The sequence below is a fragment of the Streptomyces sp. NPDC107500 genome (genome assembly GCF_055582785.1).
In genome coordinates this window covers 227,184-243,550 of sequence record NZ_JBVJPF010000008.1, presented here as the reverse complement: position 1 = coordinate 243,550, position 16,367 = coordinate 227,184, and the positions used below count along the sequence as shown (strand labels likewise).

Below are 16,367 nucleotides of genomic sequence, written 5' to 3'. Positions count from 1 at the left end.
CTCTTGGGTCACTCCGTGACGGTGGGCGGCTCGACCAGGAACGGGCGCAGCTCCAGCCACTCGTGGATCGGCTTCCCGCCCGCGCCGGGGGCGGCCGACAGCTCACCGGCCAGCTCGACCGCGCGCTCGTAGGTGTCGACGTCGATGATCATCCAGCCGGCGATGAGGTCCTTGGTCTCGGCGAACGGGCCGTCTGTCACCGGAGGGCGCCCCTCACCGTCGTACCGGACGAAGGTGCCCTCGGGGGCGAGCGCCTGACCGTCGACGAACTCGCCGGTCTTCTCCAGGCGGTCCGCGAAGTCCCGCATGTACTGCACGTGCGCCGAGATCTCCTCGGGCGTCCACTGGTCCATCGGCACGTCGTTCACGGCAGCCGGGGCGCCTCGGTAGTGCTTGAGCAGCAGGTACTTGGCCATGGTGCGTCTCCTCGGTGCTGGTGCGGTCCATTGTGGCCGCGTTCACCCCGGGGACGGAGCGGGACCCGTGTTCTCGACATCGCCGTACGGAATTCCTCCGAGAATTTTTCGCGGCTCCGGCCGGCGCTCCGACCTGCGGCTTCGCACCGGTGGCGCCGCCTGGTGTCGCGTGGTGCCAGGCGGCGCCACATTCTCTCTTGCTTGTGGCGCCATAGTGGTGCCATGATGACGTCATCGACTTCAGCGGTACGTCGGAACCCGCCGCGCTTCTCGTCCCCAGCCACTCCAGCCTTCGAACGGGAGGGCCCCGTGCCTTCGACTGTCATGCCCACATCCGGCCAGGGTGCCGGCCCCGCGCCCGCCGCGATCTCCGCCGTCGGCCTGCGCAAGTCCTTCGGTGACAAGGTCGTCCTGGACGGCGTCGACCTGCGCATCCCGGCCGGGTCGGTGTTCGCGCTGCTCGGGCCGAACGGGGCGGGAAAGACCACCGCCGTCAAGATCCTTTCCACTCTGATCACCGCCGACGGCGGCCAGGCCCAGGTCGGCGGTCACGACCTCGGCACCGACCCGCAGGCCGTGCGTGCCGCGATCGGCGTGACCGGTCAGTTCTCCGCGGTGGACGGGCTGATCACCGGCGAGGAGAACATGCTCCTCATGGCCGACCTGAACCACCTGTCCAAGGCCGAGGGGCGGCGGGTCGCCGCCGAACTGCTGGAGCGCTTCGACCTGGTGGAGGCCGCGAAGACGCCCGCCTCCACCTACTCCGGCGGCATGAAGCGCCGCCTGGACATCGCCATGACCCTGGTGGGCAGCCCGCGGATCATCTTCCTCGACGAGCCCACCACCGGCCTCGACCCGCGCTCCCGCCACAACATGTGGAAGATCATCCGGGAACTCGTCACCGGCGGCACCACCGTCTTCCTCACCACCCAGTACCTGGAGGAGGCCGACGAACTCGCCGACCGCATCGCCGTCCTCAACAACGGCCGCATCGCCGCCGAGGGCAGCGCCGACGAACTCAAACGCCTCATCCCCGGCGGCCACGTCCGCCTCCGCTTCACCGACCCCACCGCCTACCGCGCCGCCACCACCGCCCTCGCCGACGCCGCCCGCGACGACGAGGCCCTCACCCTCCAGATCCCCAACGACGGCAGCCAGCGCGAACTGCGCACCGTCCTCGACCGGCTCGACACCGCCGGCATCGAGGCCGACGAACTGACCGTCCACACCCCCGACCTCGACGACGTCTTCTTCGCCCTCACCGGCTCCACCGCCGTCCCCACCCAGGCCGACCAGTCCAAGGAGACCGTCCGATGAGCACCCTCTCCCTCACCCTGCGCGACTCGACCACCATGCTCCGGCGGAACCTGCTGCACGCCCGCCGCTACCCCTCCCTCACTCTGAACCTGCTGCTCACCCCGGTCATGCTGCTCCTGCTCTTCGTCTACATCTTCGGCGACACGATGAGCGCGGGCATGGGCGGCGGCGCGGACCGCGACGCCTACGTCGCCTTCCTCGTCCCCGGGCTGATCCTCATGACCATCGGCAGCACCACGGTCGGTACGGCCGTCTCCGTCTCCAACGACATGACCGATGGCATCATCGCCCGCTTCCGCACCATGGCCATCCACCGCGGCTCGGTCCTCGTCGGGCACGTCGTCGGCAGCGTGCTCCAGTCCATCCTCAGCGTCGTCTTCGTCGGCCTCGTCGCCCTCGCGATCGGCTTCCGCTCCACCGATGCCACGGCCCTGGAGTGGCTCGCCGCATTCGGACTGGTCGCGGCCTTCTCCGCCGCCCTCACCTGGATCGCCGTCGGCATGGGCCTGATCAGCCCCAACGCCGAGACCGCCAGCAACAACGCGCTGCCGCTGATCTTCCTGCCGCTCATCTCCAGCACCTTCGTGCCGATCGACGCGATGCCGGGCTGGTTCCAGCCGATCGCCGAGTACCAGCCCTTCACCCCGGCCATCGAGACCCTGCGCGGCCTGCTGCTGGGCACCGAGATCGGCCACAACGGCTGGCTGGCCCTCGGCTGGTGCGTGGCGCTCACCGTGCTCGGCTACTTCTGGTCGAAGTCGGTCTTCGACCGCGACCCGAGGTAGTGCCGGAGCGGCCTTCGCTCCACCGTCCCAGGGCGGCGCACCCCGACACCGTGTCGGGGTGCGCCGCCTTTCTGGTGCACGGCTGACGCCATAAAGGACTCGCAATGACGCCATACGTGTGCCATAGTGATGCCAACAAGGTGCACGGAATCTACAGGGGGGTCGGGCCATGGAAACGGAAACGGTGACGGTGACCGCTGACAGCGCGCCCGTCCGGCCGCGGGAGGCGCCCGGTACCCTCGCCGCCTTCGCCCGCTTCGTCCTGTGCGGCGGCGGGGTGGGACTGGCCTCCAGTGCCGCCGTGGCGGCCCTCGCCGCCTGGCTCCCCTGGGCCCTGGCCAACGCCGTGATCACCGTGGTCTCGACGCTCCTCGCCACCGAGCTGCACGCCCGCTTCACCTTCGGTGCCGGCGGCCGCGCGACCTGGCGCCAGCACACGCAGTCCGCCGGCTCGGCGGCGGCCGCGTACGCGGCGACCTGCGCGGCGATGCTCGCCCTGCACCAGCTGGCGGCGGCGCCCGGCGCGGTCCTGGAGCAGATCGTCTACCTGTCCGCCTCCGCACTCGCCGGCGTCGCGCGCTTCGCCGTACTGCGCCTCGTGGTCTTCGCGCGCGGCCGTACGCACTCCGCGGCGGCCGGCCCGGCCGAGCAGGCAGGGCGGACTCACTCCAGCCCCGACACCTCGAACACCGCCCGGGCCGTCGCGCGGTCGACGCGCTCCGTGAGCCGGTGCAGTGCCCTCCCGCCCCGGGTCAGCGACCCCGAGGCCACCGAGCGCCGGGCGTCCTCGGCCGGCCGGTACCACAGCTGCGGGTTGGCGACGAGCGTCGCGGGGTCCAGTTCCACCCGCCCGCCGAGGACGTCCCGCAGGACCAGGCGCTGCGAGACACCGTCCACGCAGCACACGGACACCAGGAAGTCGGTGCGCACCCGGTGCTCGCGCAGCAGCCCGCGGGAGGCCAGCCAGCCCGGGCCCGCGCTCACCCGGCACGGGCGGAGCACCGCGAACAGCAGGAGGGCGAGCGCGGCCCACAGCGCGGAGCGGGCCGGGGTGGCGATGCCCGCGGCCAGGTCGAGCAGTTCGAGCGCGACCAGCAGGGCCACGGCGCAGCGGACCGCGCCGCGCAGCTCCCCGGCCCAGCGTCCGTCGTGTGCCGTCCCGGCGGGCGGCCGCCGGCCTGCCGCCCCCCGCGCGTCGTCGCGGCGTCCCATGCCGCTGACGGTAGGCACCGGCGCCGCGACGACGGGCAGCTCCTGACGCCTCCCTGACGCAACCCCTGCTCTCCCCTGACGCGGGACAGCGCCGCACGGCGGCGGGGACCGCGCGGGCGATCCGGTGACGCAGACCACCGCGGCGTCAGGACAGCGTCAAAGCGGGCCCGTTGGGCGCGAAGAACGCGCAAGGAAACGGCTTCGGTGGCCGGAGAGGGACAGAACCTGGCCACCCGCGCATCGCTCACCCGCCTGCGCGGGTCCCGATCCGCGAAGGAGTGCCGGCCATGTCCGTTCCCACCATCGAACCGGGCGCGAAGAAGTCCGCCCCGGAGGAACCGCCCGACGCCGGTGAACGGCACCGGCTGACCGCCGTCACCGGGCTGGCCGCCCTGTCGCTGGACGCCATGGCGTCGGTGGCGTACGGCCCGGAGGCGATCGTGCTCGTCCTGGCCGCCGCCGGCGCCCACGGACTGGGCTTCACCCTCCCCGTCACCCTGGCCATCGCCGCCCTGCTCGCCGTGCTGGTCGCCTCCTACCGGCAGGTGATCGCCGCCTTCCCGGACGGCGGCGGCTCGTACGCCGTGGCCAAGGCCCATCTGGGGCGCCGTGCCAGCCTGGTGGCCGCCGGCTCGCTGGTGCTGGACTACGTGCTCAACGTGGCGGTCGCCGTGACGGCCGGTGTCGCCGCGCTCACCTCGGCGTTCCCGGCCCTCTACGGCGAGCGGCTGTGGCTGTGCCTGGCGGTGCTCGTCGTGATCACGGCCGTGAACCTGCGCGGCATCGTGGAGTCGGCGCGCGTCTTCATCGTGCCCACCGTCGTCTTCGTCGCCTCGATCCTCACGCTGATCGCCGTCGGCCTGTTCAGGTCGGCGCCGGTGAGCACCGCGGCGGCGGACGGGCACGCCTCCGTGCTCGCCGACAACGCCACCACGGTCGGCGCCCTACTGCTCCTCAAGGCGTTCGCGTCCGGATGCAGCGCGCTGACCGGCGTCGAGGCCATCGCCAACGCCGTGCCCTCGTTCCGCTCCCCCCGGGCCAGGCGCGCGCAGCACGCCGAGGTGGCCCTCGGCGCGGTGCTCGGCGTGATGCTCATCGGCCTGTCGGTGCTCATCTCCCGGTTCCACCTCCAGCCGGTCGAGGGCGTCACCGTCCTCGCCCAGCTCGCCGACGCCTCCCTCGGCCACAACGCCGCCTTCTACGTCATCCAGTTCGCGACGATGATCCTGCTGGCGCTCTCCGCGAACACGTCCTTCGGCGGGCTGCCGGTGCTGCTGAAGCTGCTCGCCCGGGACCACTACCTGCCGCACGTCTTCGCCCTGAAGGCCGACCGGCAGGTCCATCGCCACGGCGTCCTCGCGCTGGCCCTGGTCTCCGCCGCGCTGCTCGTGTTCTCCGGCGGCGACACCAACACCCTCGTGCCGCTCTTCGCCATCGGTGTCTTCGTCGGCTTCACCGTCGCCCAGGCCGGCATGGTCAGGCACTGGTACCTGGAGCGCGGCACCGGATGGCGGGGGAGGACCGTCCTCAACGGCCTCGGCGCCCTGCTCACCGGCGTGTCGGCCGTCGTCGTCACGGTGACCAAGTTCCACGACGGCGCCTGGCTGATCGTGATCGCCCTGCCGCTGCTGGTCCTCGCCTTCGAGGCCGTCCGGCGCGCGTACGCCCGGATCGGCGAGCGGCTGGGCGTCGGACGGCTCCCCGACCCGCCGCACCGCGACCGCTCCGTCGTCATCGTCCCCGTGTCGGGACTGTCCCGGCTGACCGGCGAGGCGCTGGGCGCCGCCGCCTCCCTCGGCGACGAGGTGCGCGCGGTGACCGTCTGCTACCCGGACGCCGAGGACCGCGCGCAGGCCCACGCCCTGGAGCGCGCCTGGGCCGAGTGGAATCCCGGCGTCGAGCTGATCTCCCTGCCCTCCGCCCACCGCTCCCTGGGACGCCCCATCGCCGCCTACGTCCGGGCCGCGACCGAGCCGGGCACCCGGGTCACCGTGCTCATCCCCGAGGTCGAGCCGGAGCGGCTGTGGCAGCGCCTGCTCCAGAACCAGCGGGGCGCGGTCGTCGCGCACGCCGTGCGGCGCGACACCGACGCGGTCATCTGCCGGCTGCGGTTCCGCCCGGCCTGAAGCCACCCGCACGGCGGTGCCGGAAACCGTCCGGGCCCGCACACCATCAGGGAAGCGTCAAAGCCGTTCACCTGGCCGTATGGAAGCCATCAACGGCGGCCGAATCCGGCCAATGAGGAGCTTTCCTCGACTTGTCAGTTCCCTGCCCGAACCTCTGAGGAGTTGCGATGGCCGACGTGGCCTTCGTCGTCACCACGATCGCGGTGTTCGCGCTCGTGGCTCTCGTCGCCAAGGGGGTGACGAAGCTGTGACCGCAGAGAACATCGTCGGCCTGATCGTGGCCGTCGCCCTCCTGGGTTACCTCGTCCTCGCCCTGATCTACCCGGAGAGGTTCTGAGCACCACATGAGCCCCGTCCTCGCCGGCGTCCTCCAGCTGCTCGCGCTCATCGCCGCGCTGGCGCTCGCCTACATACCCCTCGGCAACCACATGGCCCGGGTCTACTCCTCCGACAAGCACTGGCGCGTCGAGAAGTGGATCTACAAGGGCATCGGTGCCGACCCCGACCGGGAGATGCGCTGGCCCGCGTACCTGCGCGGCGTCCTCGCCTTCTCCCTCGCCGGCGTCCTCTTCCTCTACCTGCTCCAGCGGCTCCAGGGCGTCCTCCCCGGCTCCCTCGGCTTCGCGTCGATCGACCCGGACCAGGCCTTCAACACCGCCGCCTCCTTCGTGGCCAACACGAACTGGCAGTCGTACTACGGCGAACAGGCCATGGGCCACGTCGTGCAGACCGGCGGCCTCGCCGTGCAGAACTTCGTCTCCGCCGCCGTCGGCATGGCCGTCGCCGTCGCCCTGGTGCGCGGCTTCGCCCGGTCCCGCACCGGTGAGCTGGGCAACTTCTGGGCGGACCTGGTGCGCGGTGTCGTCCGCGTCCTGGTGCCGATCGCCGCGCTCGCCGCGGTGGTCCTGGTCGCCTGCGGGGCGATCCAGAACTTCTCCGGCATCCACGCGGTCGGCCAGTTCCTCGGCGACCCGCAGCAGTGGAACGGCGGCGCGGTCGCCTCCCAGGAGGCCATCAAGGAGCTGGGCACCAACGGCGGCGGCTACTTCAACGCCAACTCCGCCCACCCCTTCGAGAACCCGACGCCCTTCTCGAACCTCTTCGAGATCTTCCTGATCCTGCTCATCCCGTTCTCGCTGACCCGGACCTTCGGGCTGATGGTCGGCTCGGTCCGCCAGGGCTACGCGATCCTCGGCACGATGGCCGCCATCTGGGTCGGCTTCACCGCCCTGATGATGTGGACCGAGTTCGCCCACCACGGACCGGCGCTGGACATCGCGGGCGCGTCGATGGAGGGCAAGGAGCTGCGCTTCGGCGTGGGCGGCTCGTCGATCTTCGCGGTGGCGACCACCCTCACCTCCACGGGCGCGGTGGACTCCTTCCACTCCTCGTTCACCGGACTGGGCGGCGGCATCACCATGCTCGGCATGATGCTGGGCGAGATCGCGCCCGGCGGCACCGGCTCCGGCCTGTACGGCATGCTGATCATGGCGATCATCGCGGTGTTCATCGCCGGCCTGATGGTCGGCCGCACCCCGGAGTACCTGGGCAAGAAGATCGGCAGCCGCGAGATCAAGTTCGCCGCCTGCTACATCCTCATCACGCCCGCCCTGGTGCTGGTCTTCACCGCCGCCGCCATGGCCCTGCCCACCCCGGGCAACTCCATGACCAACAGCGGGGCGCACGGGTTCTCCGAGATCCTCTACGCCTACACGTCGGCCTCGAACAACAACGGCTCCGCCTTCGCCGGCCTGAACGCGGACACCCAGTGGTTCAACAGCACCCTGGGGCTCGCCATGCTGCTCGGCCGCTTCCTGCCGATGGTGTTCGTCCTGGCGCTCGCGGGCTCCCTCGCCCAGCAGAAGCCCGTACCCGCCTCCGCGGGCACCCTGCGCACCGAGAAGCCGCTCTTCGTCGGCCTGCTCGTCGGCGCCATCCTGATCATCACCGGTCTGACCTACTTCCCGGCGCTCGCACTGGGGCCGCTCGCCGAGGGGCTGGCGGCATGAACACCGACGCGCAGACGACCGGCTCCACCCAGAAGCCCGACACCCAGAAGCACGAGGACGCCATGTCCACACCCACCCCGACCAGGGCGCCGCACAGCGACGCGCCCACCGGGCACAAGCCGCAGGAAGGCCGCGTGGGCGCGGGCCTGTTCGACCCCGGGCAGCTGGTCAGGTCCCTGCCCGACGCGTTCCGCAAACTGGACCCGCGCGTCATGGTGAAGTCGCCGGTCATGTTCGTCGTCCTGGTGGGCTCCGTCCTGACCACGGCGTTCTCCTTCGCCGACCCCGGCGACTGGTTCGGCTGGACCATCAGCGCCTGGCTGTGGCTCACCGTGCTCTTCGCCAATCTCGCGGAGGCCGTCGCCGAGGGCCGCGGCAAGGCGCAGGCCGACACCCTGCGCAAGGCCAAGACCGACACCGTCGCCCGCCGCCTGGTGGACGGGCGCGAGGAGCAGGTGCCCGGCACCGAGCTGAAGATCGGCGACCTCGTGGTCTGCGAGGCCGGCGACGTCATCCCCGGTGACGGCGACGTCGCCGAGGGCGTCGCCTCCGTCGACGAGTCGGCGATCACCGGAGAGTCGGCCCCCGTCATCCGGGAGTCCGGCGGTGACCGGTCCGCGGTGACCGGCGGCACCAAGGTGCTCTCCGACCGGATCGTCGTCAGGATCACGACGAAGCCGGGCGAGACCTTCATCGACCGGATGATCAACCTGGTGGAGGGCGCGGCCCGGCAGAAGACGCCGAACGAGATCGCGCTGAACATCCTGCTGGCCTCGCTGACCATCGTCTTCCTGCTGGCCTGCGCCACCCTGCCGCCGCTCGCCAACTACGCGGGCACCGACCTGACGATGGTCGTGCTGGTGGCCCTCCTGGTCTGCCTCATCCCGACCACCATCGGCGCCCTGCTCTCCGCGATCGGCATCGCGGGCATGGACCGCCTCGTGCAGCGCAACGTCCTGGCCATGTCGGGCCGTGCCGTGGAGGCCGCCGGCGACGTCTCCACCCTGCTGCTGGACAAGACCGGCACCATCACGCTCGGCAACCGGCAGGCCGCCGAGTTCGTCCCGGTCGGCGACGCCACCGAGGCCCGGCTGGCGGACGCCGCCCAGCTCTCCTCGCTGGCCGACGAGACCCCCGAGGGCCGCTCCGTCGTCGTACTCGCCAAGGAGAAGTACGGGCTGCGCGAACGCGACCGGGGCGAACTGGTGGGCGCCGAGTGGATCGAGTTCACCGCCCAGACGCGGATGTCCGGTGTGGACGTCGGCGGCCGCAAGGTCCGCAAGGGCGCGGCCGGTTCGGTCACCGCCTGGGTCCGCGAACGCGGCGGCACGGTCGCCGAGGGCGCCGGCGAGGCCGCCGACCGCATCTCCGCGGCGGGCGGCACTCCGCTGCTGGTCGCCGTGGAGGACGGTGACGGCGCCCGCGTCCTCGGGGTGATCCACCTCAAGGACGTGGTCAAGCAGGGCATGCGGGAGCGGTTCGAGGAACTGCGGCGCATGGGCATCAAGACCGTCATGATCACCGGCGACAACCCGCTGACCGCCAAGGCGATCGCCGAAGAGGCGGGCGTCGACGACTTCCTCGCGGAGGCCACGCCCGAGGACAAGATGGCCCTGATCAAGCGGGAGCAGGCCGGCGGAAAGCTGGTCGCGATGACCGGCGACGGCACCAACGACGCGCCCGCGCTCGCGCAGGCCGACGTCGGCGTCGCGATGAACACGGGCACGTCGGCCGCCAAGGAGGCCGGCAACATGGTCGACCTCGACTCCAACCCGACCAAGCTCATCGAGATCGTCGAGATCGGCAAGCAACTCCTCATCACCCGTGGCGCCCTGACGACGTTCTCCATCGCCAACGACGTCGCCAAGTACTTCGCGATCATCCCGGCGCTGTTCGCGGCCGTCTATCCCGGCCTCGACAAGCTCAACATCATGCAGCTGTCCTCGCCGGACTCCGCGATCCTGTCCGCGGTGATCTTCAACGCGCTGGTCATCGTGGCCCTGGTGCCGCTCGCCCTCAAGGGCGTGCGCTACCGGCCGGTCAGCGCCGACCGGCTGCTCCGCCGTAACCTCGCCGTCTACGGCCTCGGCGGGCTGATCGCCCCCTTCATCGGCATCAAGGCCATCGACCTGCTCATCTCCCTCATCCCCGGGATCGGCTGACCGCCATGAACACCTCCGTCACCAACACCGCCCGGCTGCTCGGCGCGGGCCTGCGCGCCCTGCTCGTGCTGACCGTGGTCACCGGCATCGTCTACCCGCTGGTCATCACCGGCATCGCCCAGGGGCTCTTCGCCGGCAAGGCGAACGGCTCCGAGATCGAGTCGCACGGCAAGGTCGTCGGCTCGTCCCTGATCGGCCAGGCCTACAACCTGCCGCTGAAGGAGGGCCAGGAGACCCCGGAGCCCGACCTCAAGTGGTTCCAGGGCCGCCCGCAGAACGGCCTCGGCACCAACAGCGTCAACACCCAGTACCAGCTCATCCTGTCCGGGGCCACCAACCGCTCCGCCGACAACGCCGAGCTGATCCAGTGGGTCAAGGACGCCAAGGCCGCCGTCGTCAAGGACAACTCCGCGCCTGGCCACCCGGTCAACCCCGCGGACGTGCCCGCGGACGCCGTCACCTCCTCCGGCTCCGGCCTCGACCCGGCCATCTCCCCGAAGTACGCCGACCTCCAGGTCCACCGCGTCGCCGAGAAGAACGGCCTGCCCGCCGACCGCGTCCAGAAGCTGGTCGACGAGCACACCGAGGGCCGCACCCTCGGCTTCATGGGCGAACCCCGGGTGAACGTGCTCGAACTCAACATCGCGCTCAAGGACCTCGCGGCGGCCGACCGCTGATGGCCTTACGCGTACGCCGTCGGAGCCGGCCGCCCGGAACCCGTTCCCGGCCGCCGGCTCCGACCGCACCCAGGGCGTGTCGGTTCGACGGGAAAGGCGCACAGCGATGACCCGGGTGCTGGTCGTGGAGGACGACCCCCAGCTCGTCCGCGCACTCGTCCTGAACCTGCGGGCCCGCCGCTACGGCGTCGACACGGCACCCGACGGCACCACGGCCCTGCGCCTGGCCCAGGCCCGCCGGCCCGACGTCGTCGTCCTCGACCTCGGCCTGCCGGACATGGACGGCGTCGACATCATCAGGACGCTGCGCGGCTGGAGCCGGGTGCCGATCCTGGTGCTCTCGGCCCGCCGGGCATCCCGCGAGAAGGTGGCCGCGCTCGACGCGGGCGCCGACGACTACATCACCAAGCCGTTCAGCATGGACGAACTCCTCGCCCGCCTGCGCGCCGCCGTCCGCCGCACCGAGACGGACCCCGTCGCCGGGACGACGCTGGTCACCACGGACGACTTCACCGTCGACCTGACCGCGAAGAAGGTCCGCCGCTCCGACCGCGACATCCGCCTCACCCCGACGGAATGGCACCTGCTGGAGATCCTGGTCACCCACCCCGGCCGTCTCGTCAGCCAGAAGCACCTGCTGCGCGAGGTCTGGGGCGAGGCCCACGGCGGGAAGACCAACTACCTGCGGGTCTACATGGCCCAACTGCGCCGCAAACTCGAAACCGACCCGTCCCACCCCCGCTACCTCGTCACCGAGGCCGGGATGGGCTACCGCTTCGAGGGGTGAGCGGTTCCATGAGGTTCCCGTCCATGAGGTTCCCGTCCCCCGGCGGCGACCGCGGCATGAAGCGCCTCTTCCACGCCCTCCTGGCCGCCGCTGCGGCCGCGTTCGCCGCCGGCCTCCTCACCGACGCGTTGTGGCTGCTCGGGATCGGCGCGTGGACGCTGATCGCGGCGCTGCTGGTCGAGTTGGTCTACCGGCCCTGACGGAGCCCGCCGCCGTCAGCGTTCCGTCAACATCGCCCGGGTCGCCGTCAGCGTCCCGTCAGGGACCGCCCCGGACGCGGGGCCACCGGGCATAGCGTCGATGACGAGCCCCGGCCCGCCTCCCCGCGTCCGGGGCCCGGACCACTCGGCTCCCACCCCATTCCACCCCGCGCACGGCGCGGACTCCGGGAGGACCCCATGGCACAACTCCTGTACGGCGAGGACCCCGAGCCCTCCGAACCCTTCCCGGCCGGACCCCTGTACGTCCCGGTCCGGCCGGGCCCCTCCGGATGCGCGACCCGGCTCTTCCGCACGCCGCTGGGCCACCGCACGGCCGTCGCCTTCACCTCCGAGCGCACGCTCGTCGCCACCCTCGGCCCCGGCCAGGCGTGGATCCGCCTCGCCGAGCCCGCGCTGCGCGCGCTGATCGCGCCGCTCGGCGTCACCACCGTCACGCTCGACCCGCGGTTCGCCGCCCCGGCAGCCGCGCCGGCCGGCGCCTCGGCCGTACGGCAGCCCGTCCCCGTACTGCGGGCCGGCTGAGAGGGGTTGCCCAGCATGACCACCGTCCACGTACCCGCGGCCCGCGCCGCCCGCGCCGACCTCTCGGTCTGGCCCGCGTCCACCACCGACCCCGCGCACGGCGACCTCTCCGTGGGCGGCGTCCCCCTCACACGGCTCGCCGACCGCTTCGGCACTCCGGTCTACGTCCTCGACGAGGCGGAGGTCCGCGAACGCTGCCGCACCTACCGGCACGCCTTCCCCGACGCCGAGATCCACTACGCCGCCAAGGCGTTCCTGTGCCGGGCCATGGCCCACTGGATGGACGAGGAGGGCCTCGGCCTGGACGTCTGCTCCGCCGGCGAACTGGAACTCGCCGTCACCACCGGCTTCCCGCCCGAGCGCATCGTCCTGCACGGCAACGCCAAGTCCCCGCGGGACCTCGACGCCGCCCTGCGCCTGGGCGTTGGCCGCATCGTCATCGACTCGCCGTCGGAGATCGCGCGCCTGGCCGCCGCCGTGGGCCCCGACGGCCACCAGAAGGTGATGGTCCGCGTGATCCCCGGCATCGGCGCGGGCGGCCACGAGAAGATCCGGACCGGCACGGACGACCAGAAGTTCGGCCTGTCGATCTCCGACGGCTACGCGCAGCACGCCATCGCCCGCATACTCGACCAGCCGCAGCTGCGGCTCACCGGCCTGCACTGCCACCTGGGTTCACAGATCACCAGCGTCAAGCCGTACCTGGTCGCCGTACGCCGCATGGTCGGCCTGATGATGCGGCTGCACGAGCAGCACGGCCTGGTCCTTCCCGAACTCGACCTCGGCGGCGGCCACGGCATCGCCTACCGCCCCGGCGAGCAGGCCCTGGACCTGACGACCCTGGCCCGCCGGGTCCGCGCCGAACTGTCCGACGCGTGCGCCACGGCCGGCCTCACCGTCCCCCGCCTGATCATCGAACCGGGCCGGGCCGTCGCGGGCCCCGCGGGCATCGCCCTCTACCGCGTCCTGGCCGTCAAGCACACCGGTGCCAAGGTCTTCGTGGCGGTGGACGGCGGCATGAGCGACAACCCCCGCCCGGCCCTGTACGGGGTCCGCTACGCCCCTGTGCTGGCCGGCCGCCACAGCACGGCGCCCCCGGCCAGGGTGACCGTGGTGGGCCGCCACTGCGAGGCGGGCGACGTGCTCGCCGCCGACGTGGAACTCCCCGGCGACATACGCCCCGGCGACCTGCTCGCCGTACCCGTGGCCGGCGCGTACCACCTCTCCATGGCGTCGGCCTACAACCTCGTCGGCCGCCCGCCGGTCGCCGCGGTACGCGACGGCCACGCCCGGCTCCTGGTCCGACGCGAGTCGTTGGAGGACATCAGGGGCCGTGACGTGGGCCTGTGACGCGCGGTCCGCGACGCGGTACGCCGACGGGGGCCGGGGCGGGACCCCGGCCCCCGTCGGGGCGTGTGCCAAGCCTAGAAATAATGCTTTCGGCCACCCACGGCCCGCCCGGTCGCCCCGAGAATCCACAGGACCGCACCGACCACGATGAGGATTCCGCCGACCGTGGTCAGCAGTCCGACGCCGACGAGCAGGCCGATGATGAGCAGAATGAGCCCAATGAGAATCATTGCGAATCCGATCTGTCGCGTCTCCACGAGGCGCCCGGGCCTCCTGACGGAAGGTCCGTAGCGTCGCTTGTTTCGTCAGCCCCGATGCCGAACCGAGTACGGTGCCGGGGCACCGTGCCCGCCCGGTGAGGCTGCGTAGCGTTGCACCCTCCGTCTGCCCTGCCATCCCTGGCACATGCCCCGGGATTGCGGCCGGGCCGGAAAGGAGACCGACGTGTGCCGTCCCCGCCGCGAGGGGTGCGGGCCCGGTCCCCTGTCAGTGGGGACAACTGGCCTCCCGGCCATGGGAATTCAGGTGGACGTGGTGGCGGCCCGTCCGGTCGACGACGAGACGGAGCGCGTGCTCGGGCTGGCCGAGGCGGTCGGTGAGCGCCGCATGTCCGAGGCGCGAGGCCCCGCACGAGGGTGAGGCGGGAGGCGACGGCCCCGGGCCGGCCCACCCGGAGGAGTTCGGACCGTTCACCCTCTTCCGCCGTCGCGCGGGGAGCCGTACGGCGGTCGCTCACGCCGGGCGTGGTCGTCGCCGGCCCGTCGGTGAGCGGTAGGGCGGCGCCGACAGGCCACCAGTTGCCGTCATCTATCGAAACACGATAGATTCACATCGCGTTTCGATTGAAGGAGTGGTGATGGGAAAGCTGACCGTGCTCGCGCTGCGCGCCGTACTCGCGGCGCTGCTCGCCGGGTCGGTGTTCGTCCAGACGGTGATGGCGGCCCTGCTGGCGTCCGACCTGGACGGCGGTGACCTGGCGGACCGGCGGGTGCCGATCGTCGTCATCGTGGTCCTGGGCGTCCTGACGGTGGAGGCCGTCCTGCTGTGCACCTGGCGTCTGGTGACCATGGTGCGCAGGGGCACGGTGTTCTCCCACGCCGCCTTCCGGTACGTGCACGTCGTGATGGGCGCGTTCGTCGCCGCCGGGGTGCTCGTCTGCGCGCTCGGCGTCGTACTCGCGCCGGGCGAGGCGGTGGCGCCGGGCGTCGTGCTCCTTCTCTGCGGCGTCGCCCTCGCGGCCTTCGGGGTCGCGCTCGTCGTCCTGGTGATGCGGGTGCTGCTCGCCCAGGCGGTCGCCCGCGACGCCGAGGCGTCGCAGATGCAGGCCGAGCTCAGCGGGGTGATCTGATGGCCATCGTCGTCGACATCGACGTGATGCTGGCCCGCCGCAAGATGGCCGTCGGCGAGCTGGCCGAGCGCGTGGGCATCACCCCCGCCAACCTGGCGGTCCTCAAGAACGGCCGCGCCAAGGCGGTGCGCCTCTCCACACTCGACGCGCTCTGCGCGGCGCTCGACTGCCAGCCGGGGGACCTGCTCCGCTGGGAGGCCGACGACCGGGTGGACGCGACCGTCCCGGACCAGCCCCGATGAACGGCCTCGGAGCCACGGCCGAGGCCGACGTCCTGGTGGTCGGCGCGGGCCTGGCCGGCCTGCACACGGCCACGCTCCTCGCCCGGCGGGGACACGACGTGGTCCTGGCCGAACGCCGTGCCAGTCCCGCCTCCGCGATCCGCACCACCGGCATCTTCGTCCGCAAGACGCTCGACGACTTCCCGCTCCCGCCCGACTGCCTCGGCCCACCGATCCGGCGCGTCCTGCTCTACCCGCCGAACCTGCGCCGCCCGGTCGACCTGGTCAGCGGGCGTGACGAGTACCGAGTGGGAGACATGGGCCCGCTCTACACGCGGGCGGCCGAGGCCGCGGCGGCGTCCGGCGTACGCGTGGCGCTGGGCACCCGCTACGTCGGCCGCACCGGCACCACCTTCCACCTCGCCGGACGCGAGGGCCCCACGACGCTCCGGGCCCGCTTCGTCGTGGGAGCCGACGGCGCCCGCTCACGCGTCGCCCACGACCTGGACCTCGACCGCAACCAGCACCTCCTGGTCGGCGCGGAGGAGGTCTTCGCCCTGTCCGAAACCGGCGACGAGCCACCGACGTTCCACTGCGTACTCGACCCGTCCCGCGCCCCGGGCTACCTCGCCTGGGTGGTCAACGACGGCCGGCACGCCCACGTCGGCGTCGCGGGCTACGCCGACCGCTTCCCCCACGGCCTGCGCCGCACCATGGAACGCTTCAGCGCCACGGCCCCCGGCCTCAGGGGCGTAACCCGCCCCGACGCGGTGGAACGACGCGGCGGCCCGATACCCGTCGGCGGCGTCCTCCGCCGGATCAGCTGCCCCGACGGCCTCCTCGTCGGCGACGCGGCCGGCGCGGTCTCCCCGCTCACGGCGGGCGGCCTGGACCCGTGCCTGCGTCTGTCGGAGCACGCGGCCACGGTCCTGGACACGGCGCTGCGCACGGGCGACCGGGGCGCGCTGCGCACCTACGACGGAGCGGCCCTGCGCACCGACTTCCGCGGCCGCCTGATGCTCCGCAGGGCACTGTCCCAACTCCGCACCCCGGCGATGGCGGAGGCGGCCTTCCCTCTCCTCCGCAGCCGCTTCGGCAGAGCGGCGGCCGGCAGGGTCCTCTTCGGCGACCGGTCGTTTCCCACGCCGGCGGGGGCCGAGGTCAGCGTCGGCGGAGGTCGGCCTTCACGGTGAAGGGGGCTGCGATACCAGCGG

18 protein-coding genes and 1 pseudogene are annotated in these 16,367 nt (G+C 72.2%); 16 read left to right on the top strand and 3 right to left on the bottom strand.

Annotation, left to right across the window (positions count from 1 at the left end; all coding sequences use genetic code 11):
- Positions 1 to 8 precede the first annotated feature (8 nt).
- Positions 9 to 416 carry a YciI family protein gene (locus ACZ67M_RS30350; RefSeq protein ID WP_125492730.1) on the bottom strand — a complete coding sequence of 136 codons (408 nt, stop codon included), beginning with the start codon at positions 414 to 416 and terminating at the stop codon, positions 9 to 11.
- A gap of 324 nt (positions 417 to 740) precedes the next feature.
- Here ACZ67M_RS30350 and ACZ67M_RS30345 point away from each other — a divergent pair, with 324 nt between their 5' ends.
- The 3 genes and pseudogenes from ACZ67M_RS30345 to ACZ67M_RS30335 form a co-directional block, all read left to right on the top strand.
- Positions 741 to 1,733 (top strand): ATP-binding cassette domain-containing protein, encoded by a 993-nt coding sequence (locus tag ACZ67M_RS30345; RefSeq protein ID WP_469853788.1) that lies wholly within the window; start codon positions 741 to 743, stop codon positions 1,731 to 1,733.
- The gene (locus ACZ67M_RS30340; protein ID WP_469853659.1) at positions 1,730 to 2,518 is read left to right on the top strand and encodes an ABC transporter permease; all 789 of its coding nucleotides are present in this window, start codon (positions 1,730 to 1,732) and stop codon (positions 2,516 to 2,518) included. The genes ACZ67M_RS30345 and ACZ67M_RS30340 overlap by 4 nt, the downstream gene beginning before the upstream one ends.
- A gap of 169 nt (positions 2,519 to 2,687) precedes the next feature.
- Positions 2,688 to 3,155: pseudogene (locus ACZ67M_RS30335) on the top strand (hypothetical protein); the annotation flags it as partial.
- Between the two features lie 26 nt (positions 3,156 to 3,181).
- On the opposite strand, the gene ACZ67M_RS30330 reads toward ACZ67M_RS30335, so the two are convergent.
- Positions 3,182 to 3,730, bottom strand: a complete 549-nt coding sequence (locus ACZ67M_RS30330) for a hypothetical protein (RefSeq protein ID WP_469853658.1) — start codon at positions 3,728 to 3,730, stop codon at positions 3,182 to 3,184.
- 287 nt (positions 3,731 to 4,017) lie between these two features.
- Here ACZ67M_RS30330 and ACZ67M_RS30325 point away from each other — a divergent pair, with 287 nt between their 5' ends.
- From ACZ67M_RS30325 to lysA, 9 genes are all read left to right on the top strand, one after another.
- The gene (locus ACZ67M_RS30325) at positions 4,018 to 5,856 is read left to right on the top strand and encodes an APC family permease (protein ID WP_469853657.1); all 1,839 of its coding nucleotides are present in this window, start codon (positions 4,018 to 4,020) and stop codon (positions 5,854 to 5,856) included.
- Positions 5,857 to 6,103: 247 nt separating this feature from the next.
- On the top strand, positions 6,104 to 6,193 hold the full coding sequence (gene kdpF / locus ACZ67M_RS30320) for a K(+)-transporting ATPase subunit F (protein ID WP_018536030.1): 90 nt from the start codon (positions 6,104 to 6,106) through the stop codon (positions 6,191 to 6,193).
- Positions 6,194 to 6,200: 7 nt separating this feature from the next.
- Positions 6,201 to 7,865, top strand: coding sequence for a potassium-transporting ATPase subunit KdpA (gene kdpA / locus ACZ67M_RS30315; RefSeq protein WP_392017226.1), 1,665 nt, complete (start codon positions 6,201 to 6,203; stop codon positions 7,863 to 7,865).
- A gap of 62 nt (positions 7,866 to 7,927) precedes the next feature.
- On the top strand, positions 7,928 to 10,027 hold the full coding sequence (kdpB, locus tag ACZ67M_RS30310) for a potassium-transporting ATPase subunit KdpB (protein WP_392017576.1): 2,100 nt from the start codon (positions 7,928 to 7,930) through the stop codon (positions 10,025 to 10,027).
- Between the two features lie 5 nt (positions 10,028 to 10,032).
- Positions 10,033 to 10,704, top strand: coding sequence for a potassium-transporting ATPase subunit C (locus ACZ67M_RS30305; RefSeq protein WP_469853656.1), 672 nt, complete (start codon positions 10,033 to 10,035; stop codon positions 10,702 to 10,704).
- A gap of 106 nt (positions 10,705 to 10,810) precedes the next feature.
- The gene (locus tag ACZ67M_RS30300; RefSeq protein ID WP_392238918.1) at positions 10,811 to 11,491 is read left to right on the top strand and encodes a response regulator; all 681 of its coding nucleotides are present in this window, start codon (positions 10,811 to 10,813) and stop codon (positions 11,489 to 11,491) included.
- Positions 11,492 to 11,514: 23 nt separating this feature from the next.
- Positions 11,515 to 11,691 carry a hypothetical protein gene (locus ACZ67M_RS30295; RefSeq protein WP_361357640.1) on the top strand — a complete coding sequence of 59 codons (177 nt, stop codon included), beginning with the start codon at positions 11,515 to 11,517 and terminating at the stop codon, positions 11,689 to 11,691.
- 198 nt (positions 11,692 to 11,889) lie between these two features.
- Positions 11,890 to 12,234, top strand: a complete 345-nt coding sequence (locus ACZ67M_RS30290; protein ID WP_392017234.1) for an SAV_915 family protein — start codon at positions 11,890 to 11,892, stop codon at positions 12,232 to 12,234.
- A gap of 15 nt (positions 12,235 to 12,249) precedes the next feature.
- Positions 12,250 to 13,584, top strand: a complete 1,335-nt coding sequence (gene lysA, locus ACZ67M_RS30285; protein WP_469853655.1) for a diaminopimelate decarboxylase — start codon at positions 12,250 to 12,252, stop codon at positions 13,582 to 13,584.
- Positions 13,585 to 13,658: 74 nt separating this feature from the next.
- Here the strand turns inward: lysA and ACZ67M_RS30280 are convergent, their stop codons facing one another.
- Positions 13,659 to 13,814 (bottom strand): DUF6131 family protein, encoded by a 156-nt coding sequence (locus tag ACZ67M_RS30280; protein ID WP_122619779.1) that lies wholly within the window; start codon positions 13,812 to 13,814, stop codon positions 13,659 to 13,661.
- Positions 13,815 to 14,097: 283 nt separating this feature from the next.
- Here ACZ67M_RS30280 and ACZ67M_RS30275 point away from each other — a divergent pair, with 283 nt between their 5' ends.
- From ACZ67M_RS30275 to ACZ67M_RS30260, 4 genes are all read left to right on the top strand, one after another.
- Entirely contained in the window at positions 14,098 to 14,223 is a 126-nt protein-coding gene (locus ACZ67M_RS30275; RefSeq protein ID WP_392017239.1) for a hypothetical protein, read from the top strand.
- A 217-nt stretch (positions 14,224 to 14,440) separates the two neighbouring features.
- Positions 14,441 to 14,932, top strand: a complete 492-nt coding sequence (locus ACZ67M_RS30270; RefSeq protein WP_361357651.1) for a DUF2975 domain-containing protein — start codon at positions 14,441 to 14,443, stop codon at positions 14,930 to 14,932.
- Positions 14,932 to 15,174, top strand: coding sequence for a helix-turn-helix domain-containing protein (locus tag ACZ67M_RS30265; RefSeq protein ID WP_125492722.1), 243 nt, complete (start codon positions 14,932 to 14,934; stop codon positions 15,172 to 15,174). Before ACZ67M_RS30270 ends, ACZ67M_RS30265 begins: the two co-directional genes overlap by 1 nt.
- Positions 15,171 to 16,346 (top strand): NAD(P)/FAD-dependent oxidoreductase, encoded by a 1,176-nt coding sequence (locus tag ACZ67M_RS30260; RefSeq protein WP_469853654.1) that lies wholly within the window; start codon positions 15,171 to 15,173, stop codon positions 16,344 to 16,346. Before ACZ67M_RS30265 ends, ACZ67M_RS30260 begins: the two co-directional genes overlap by 4 nt.
- Positions 16,347 to 16,367: the final 21 nt, after the last annotated feature.

Excerpts from the sequence above, each read along its gene's own strand:
- kdpB (WP_392017576.1), top strand. The coding sequence starts at position 7,928 with ATGTCCACACCCACCCCGACCAGGGCGCCGCACAGCGACGCGCCCACC.
- ACZ67M_RS30260 (WP_469853654.1), top strand. The coding sequence starts at position 15,171 with ATGAACGGCCTCGGAGCCACGGCCGAGGCCGACGTCCTGGTGGTCGGC.
- ACZ67M_RS30300 (WP_392238918.1), top strand. The coding sequence starts at position 10,811 with ATGACCCGGGTGCTGGTCGTGGAGGACGACCCCCAGCTCGTCCGCGCA.
- ACZ67M_RS30330 (WP_469853658.1), bottom strand. The coding sequence starts at position 3,730 with ATGGGACGCCGCGACGACGCGCGGGGGGCGGCAGGCCGGCGGCCGCCC.
- ACZ67M_RS30280 (WP_122619779.1), bottom strand. The coding sequence starts at position 13,814 with ATGATTCTCATTGGGCTCATTCTGCTCATCATCGGCCTGCTCGTCGGC.
- ACZ67M_RS30325 (WP_469853657.1), top strand. The coding sequence starts at position 4,018 with ATGTCCGTTCCCACCATCGAACCGGGCGCGAAGAAGTCCGCCCCGGAG.
- ACZ67M_RS30350 (WP_125492730.1), bottom strand. The coding sequence starts at position 416 with ATGGCCAAGTACCTGCTGCTCAAGCACTACCGAGGCGCCCCGGCTGCC.
- ACZ67M_RS30270 (WP_361357651.1), top strand. The coding sequence starts at position 14,441 with ATGGGAAAGCTGACCGTGCTCGCGCTGCGCGCCGTACTCGCGGCGCTG.
- ACZ67M_RS30265 (WP_125492722.1), top strand. The coding sequence starts at position 14,932 with ATGGCCATCGTCGTCGACATCGACGTGATGCTGGCCCGCCGCAAGATG.
- ACZ67M_RS30340 (WP_469853659.1), top strand. The coding sequence starts at position 1,730 with ATGAGCACCCTCTCCCTCACCCTGCGCGACTCGACCACCATGCTCCGG.
- ACZ67M_RS30295 (WP_361357640.1), top strand. The coding sequence starts at position 11,515 with ATGAGGTTCCCGTCCCCCGGCGGCGACCGCGGCATGAAGCGCCTCTTC.
- ACZ67M_RS30305 (WP_469853656.1), top strand. The coding sequence starts at position 10,033 with ATGAACACCTCCGTCACCAACACCGCCCGGCTGCTCGGCGCGGGCCTG.
- ACZ67M_RS30345 (WP_469853788.1), top strand. The coding sequence starts at position 741 with ATGCCCACATCCGGCCAGGGTGCCGGCCCCGCGCCCGCCGCGATCTCC.
- kdpA (WP_392017226.1), top strand. The coding sequence starts at position 6,201 with ATGAGCCCCGTCCTCGCCGGCGTCCTCCAGCTGCTCGCGCTCATCGCC.
- lysA (WP_469853655.1), top strand. The coding sequence starts at position 12,250 with ATGACCACCGTCCACGTACCCGCGGCCCGCGCCGCCCGCGCCGACCTC.
- ACZ67M_RS30290 (WP_392017234.1), top strand. The coding sequence starts at position 11,890 with ATGGCACAACTCCTGTACGGCGAGGACCCCGAGCCCTCCGAACCCTTC.
- ACZ67M_RS30275 (WP_392017239.1), top strand. The coding sequence starts at position 14,098 with ATGGGAATTCAGGTGGACGTGGTGGCGGCCCGTCCGGTCGACGACGAG.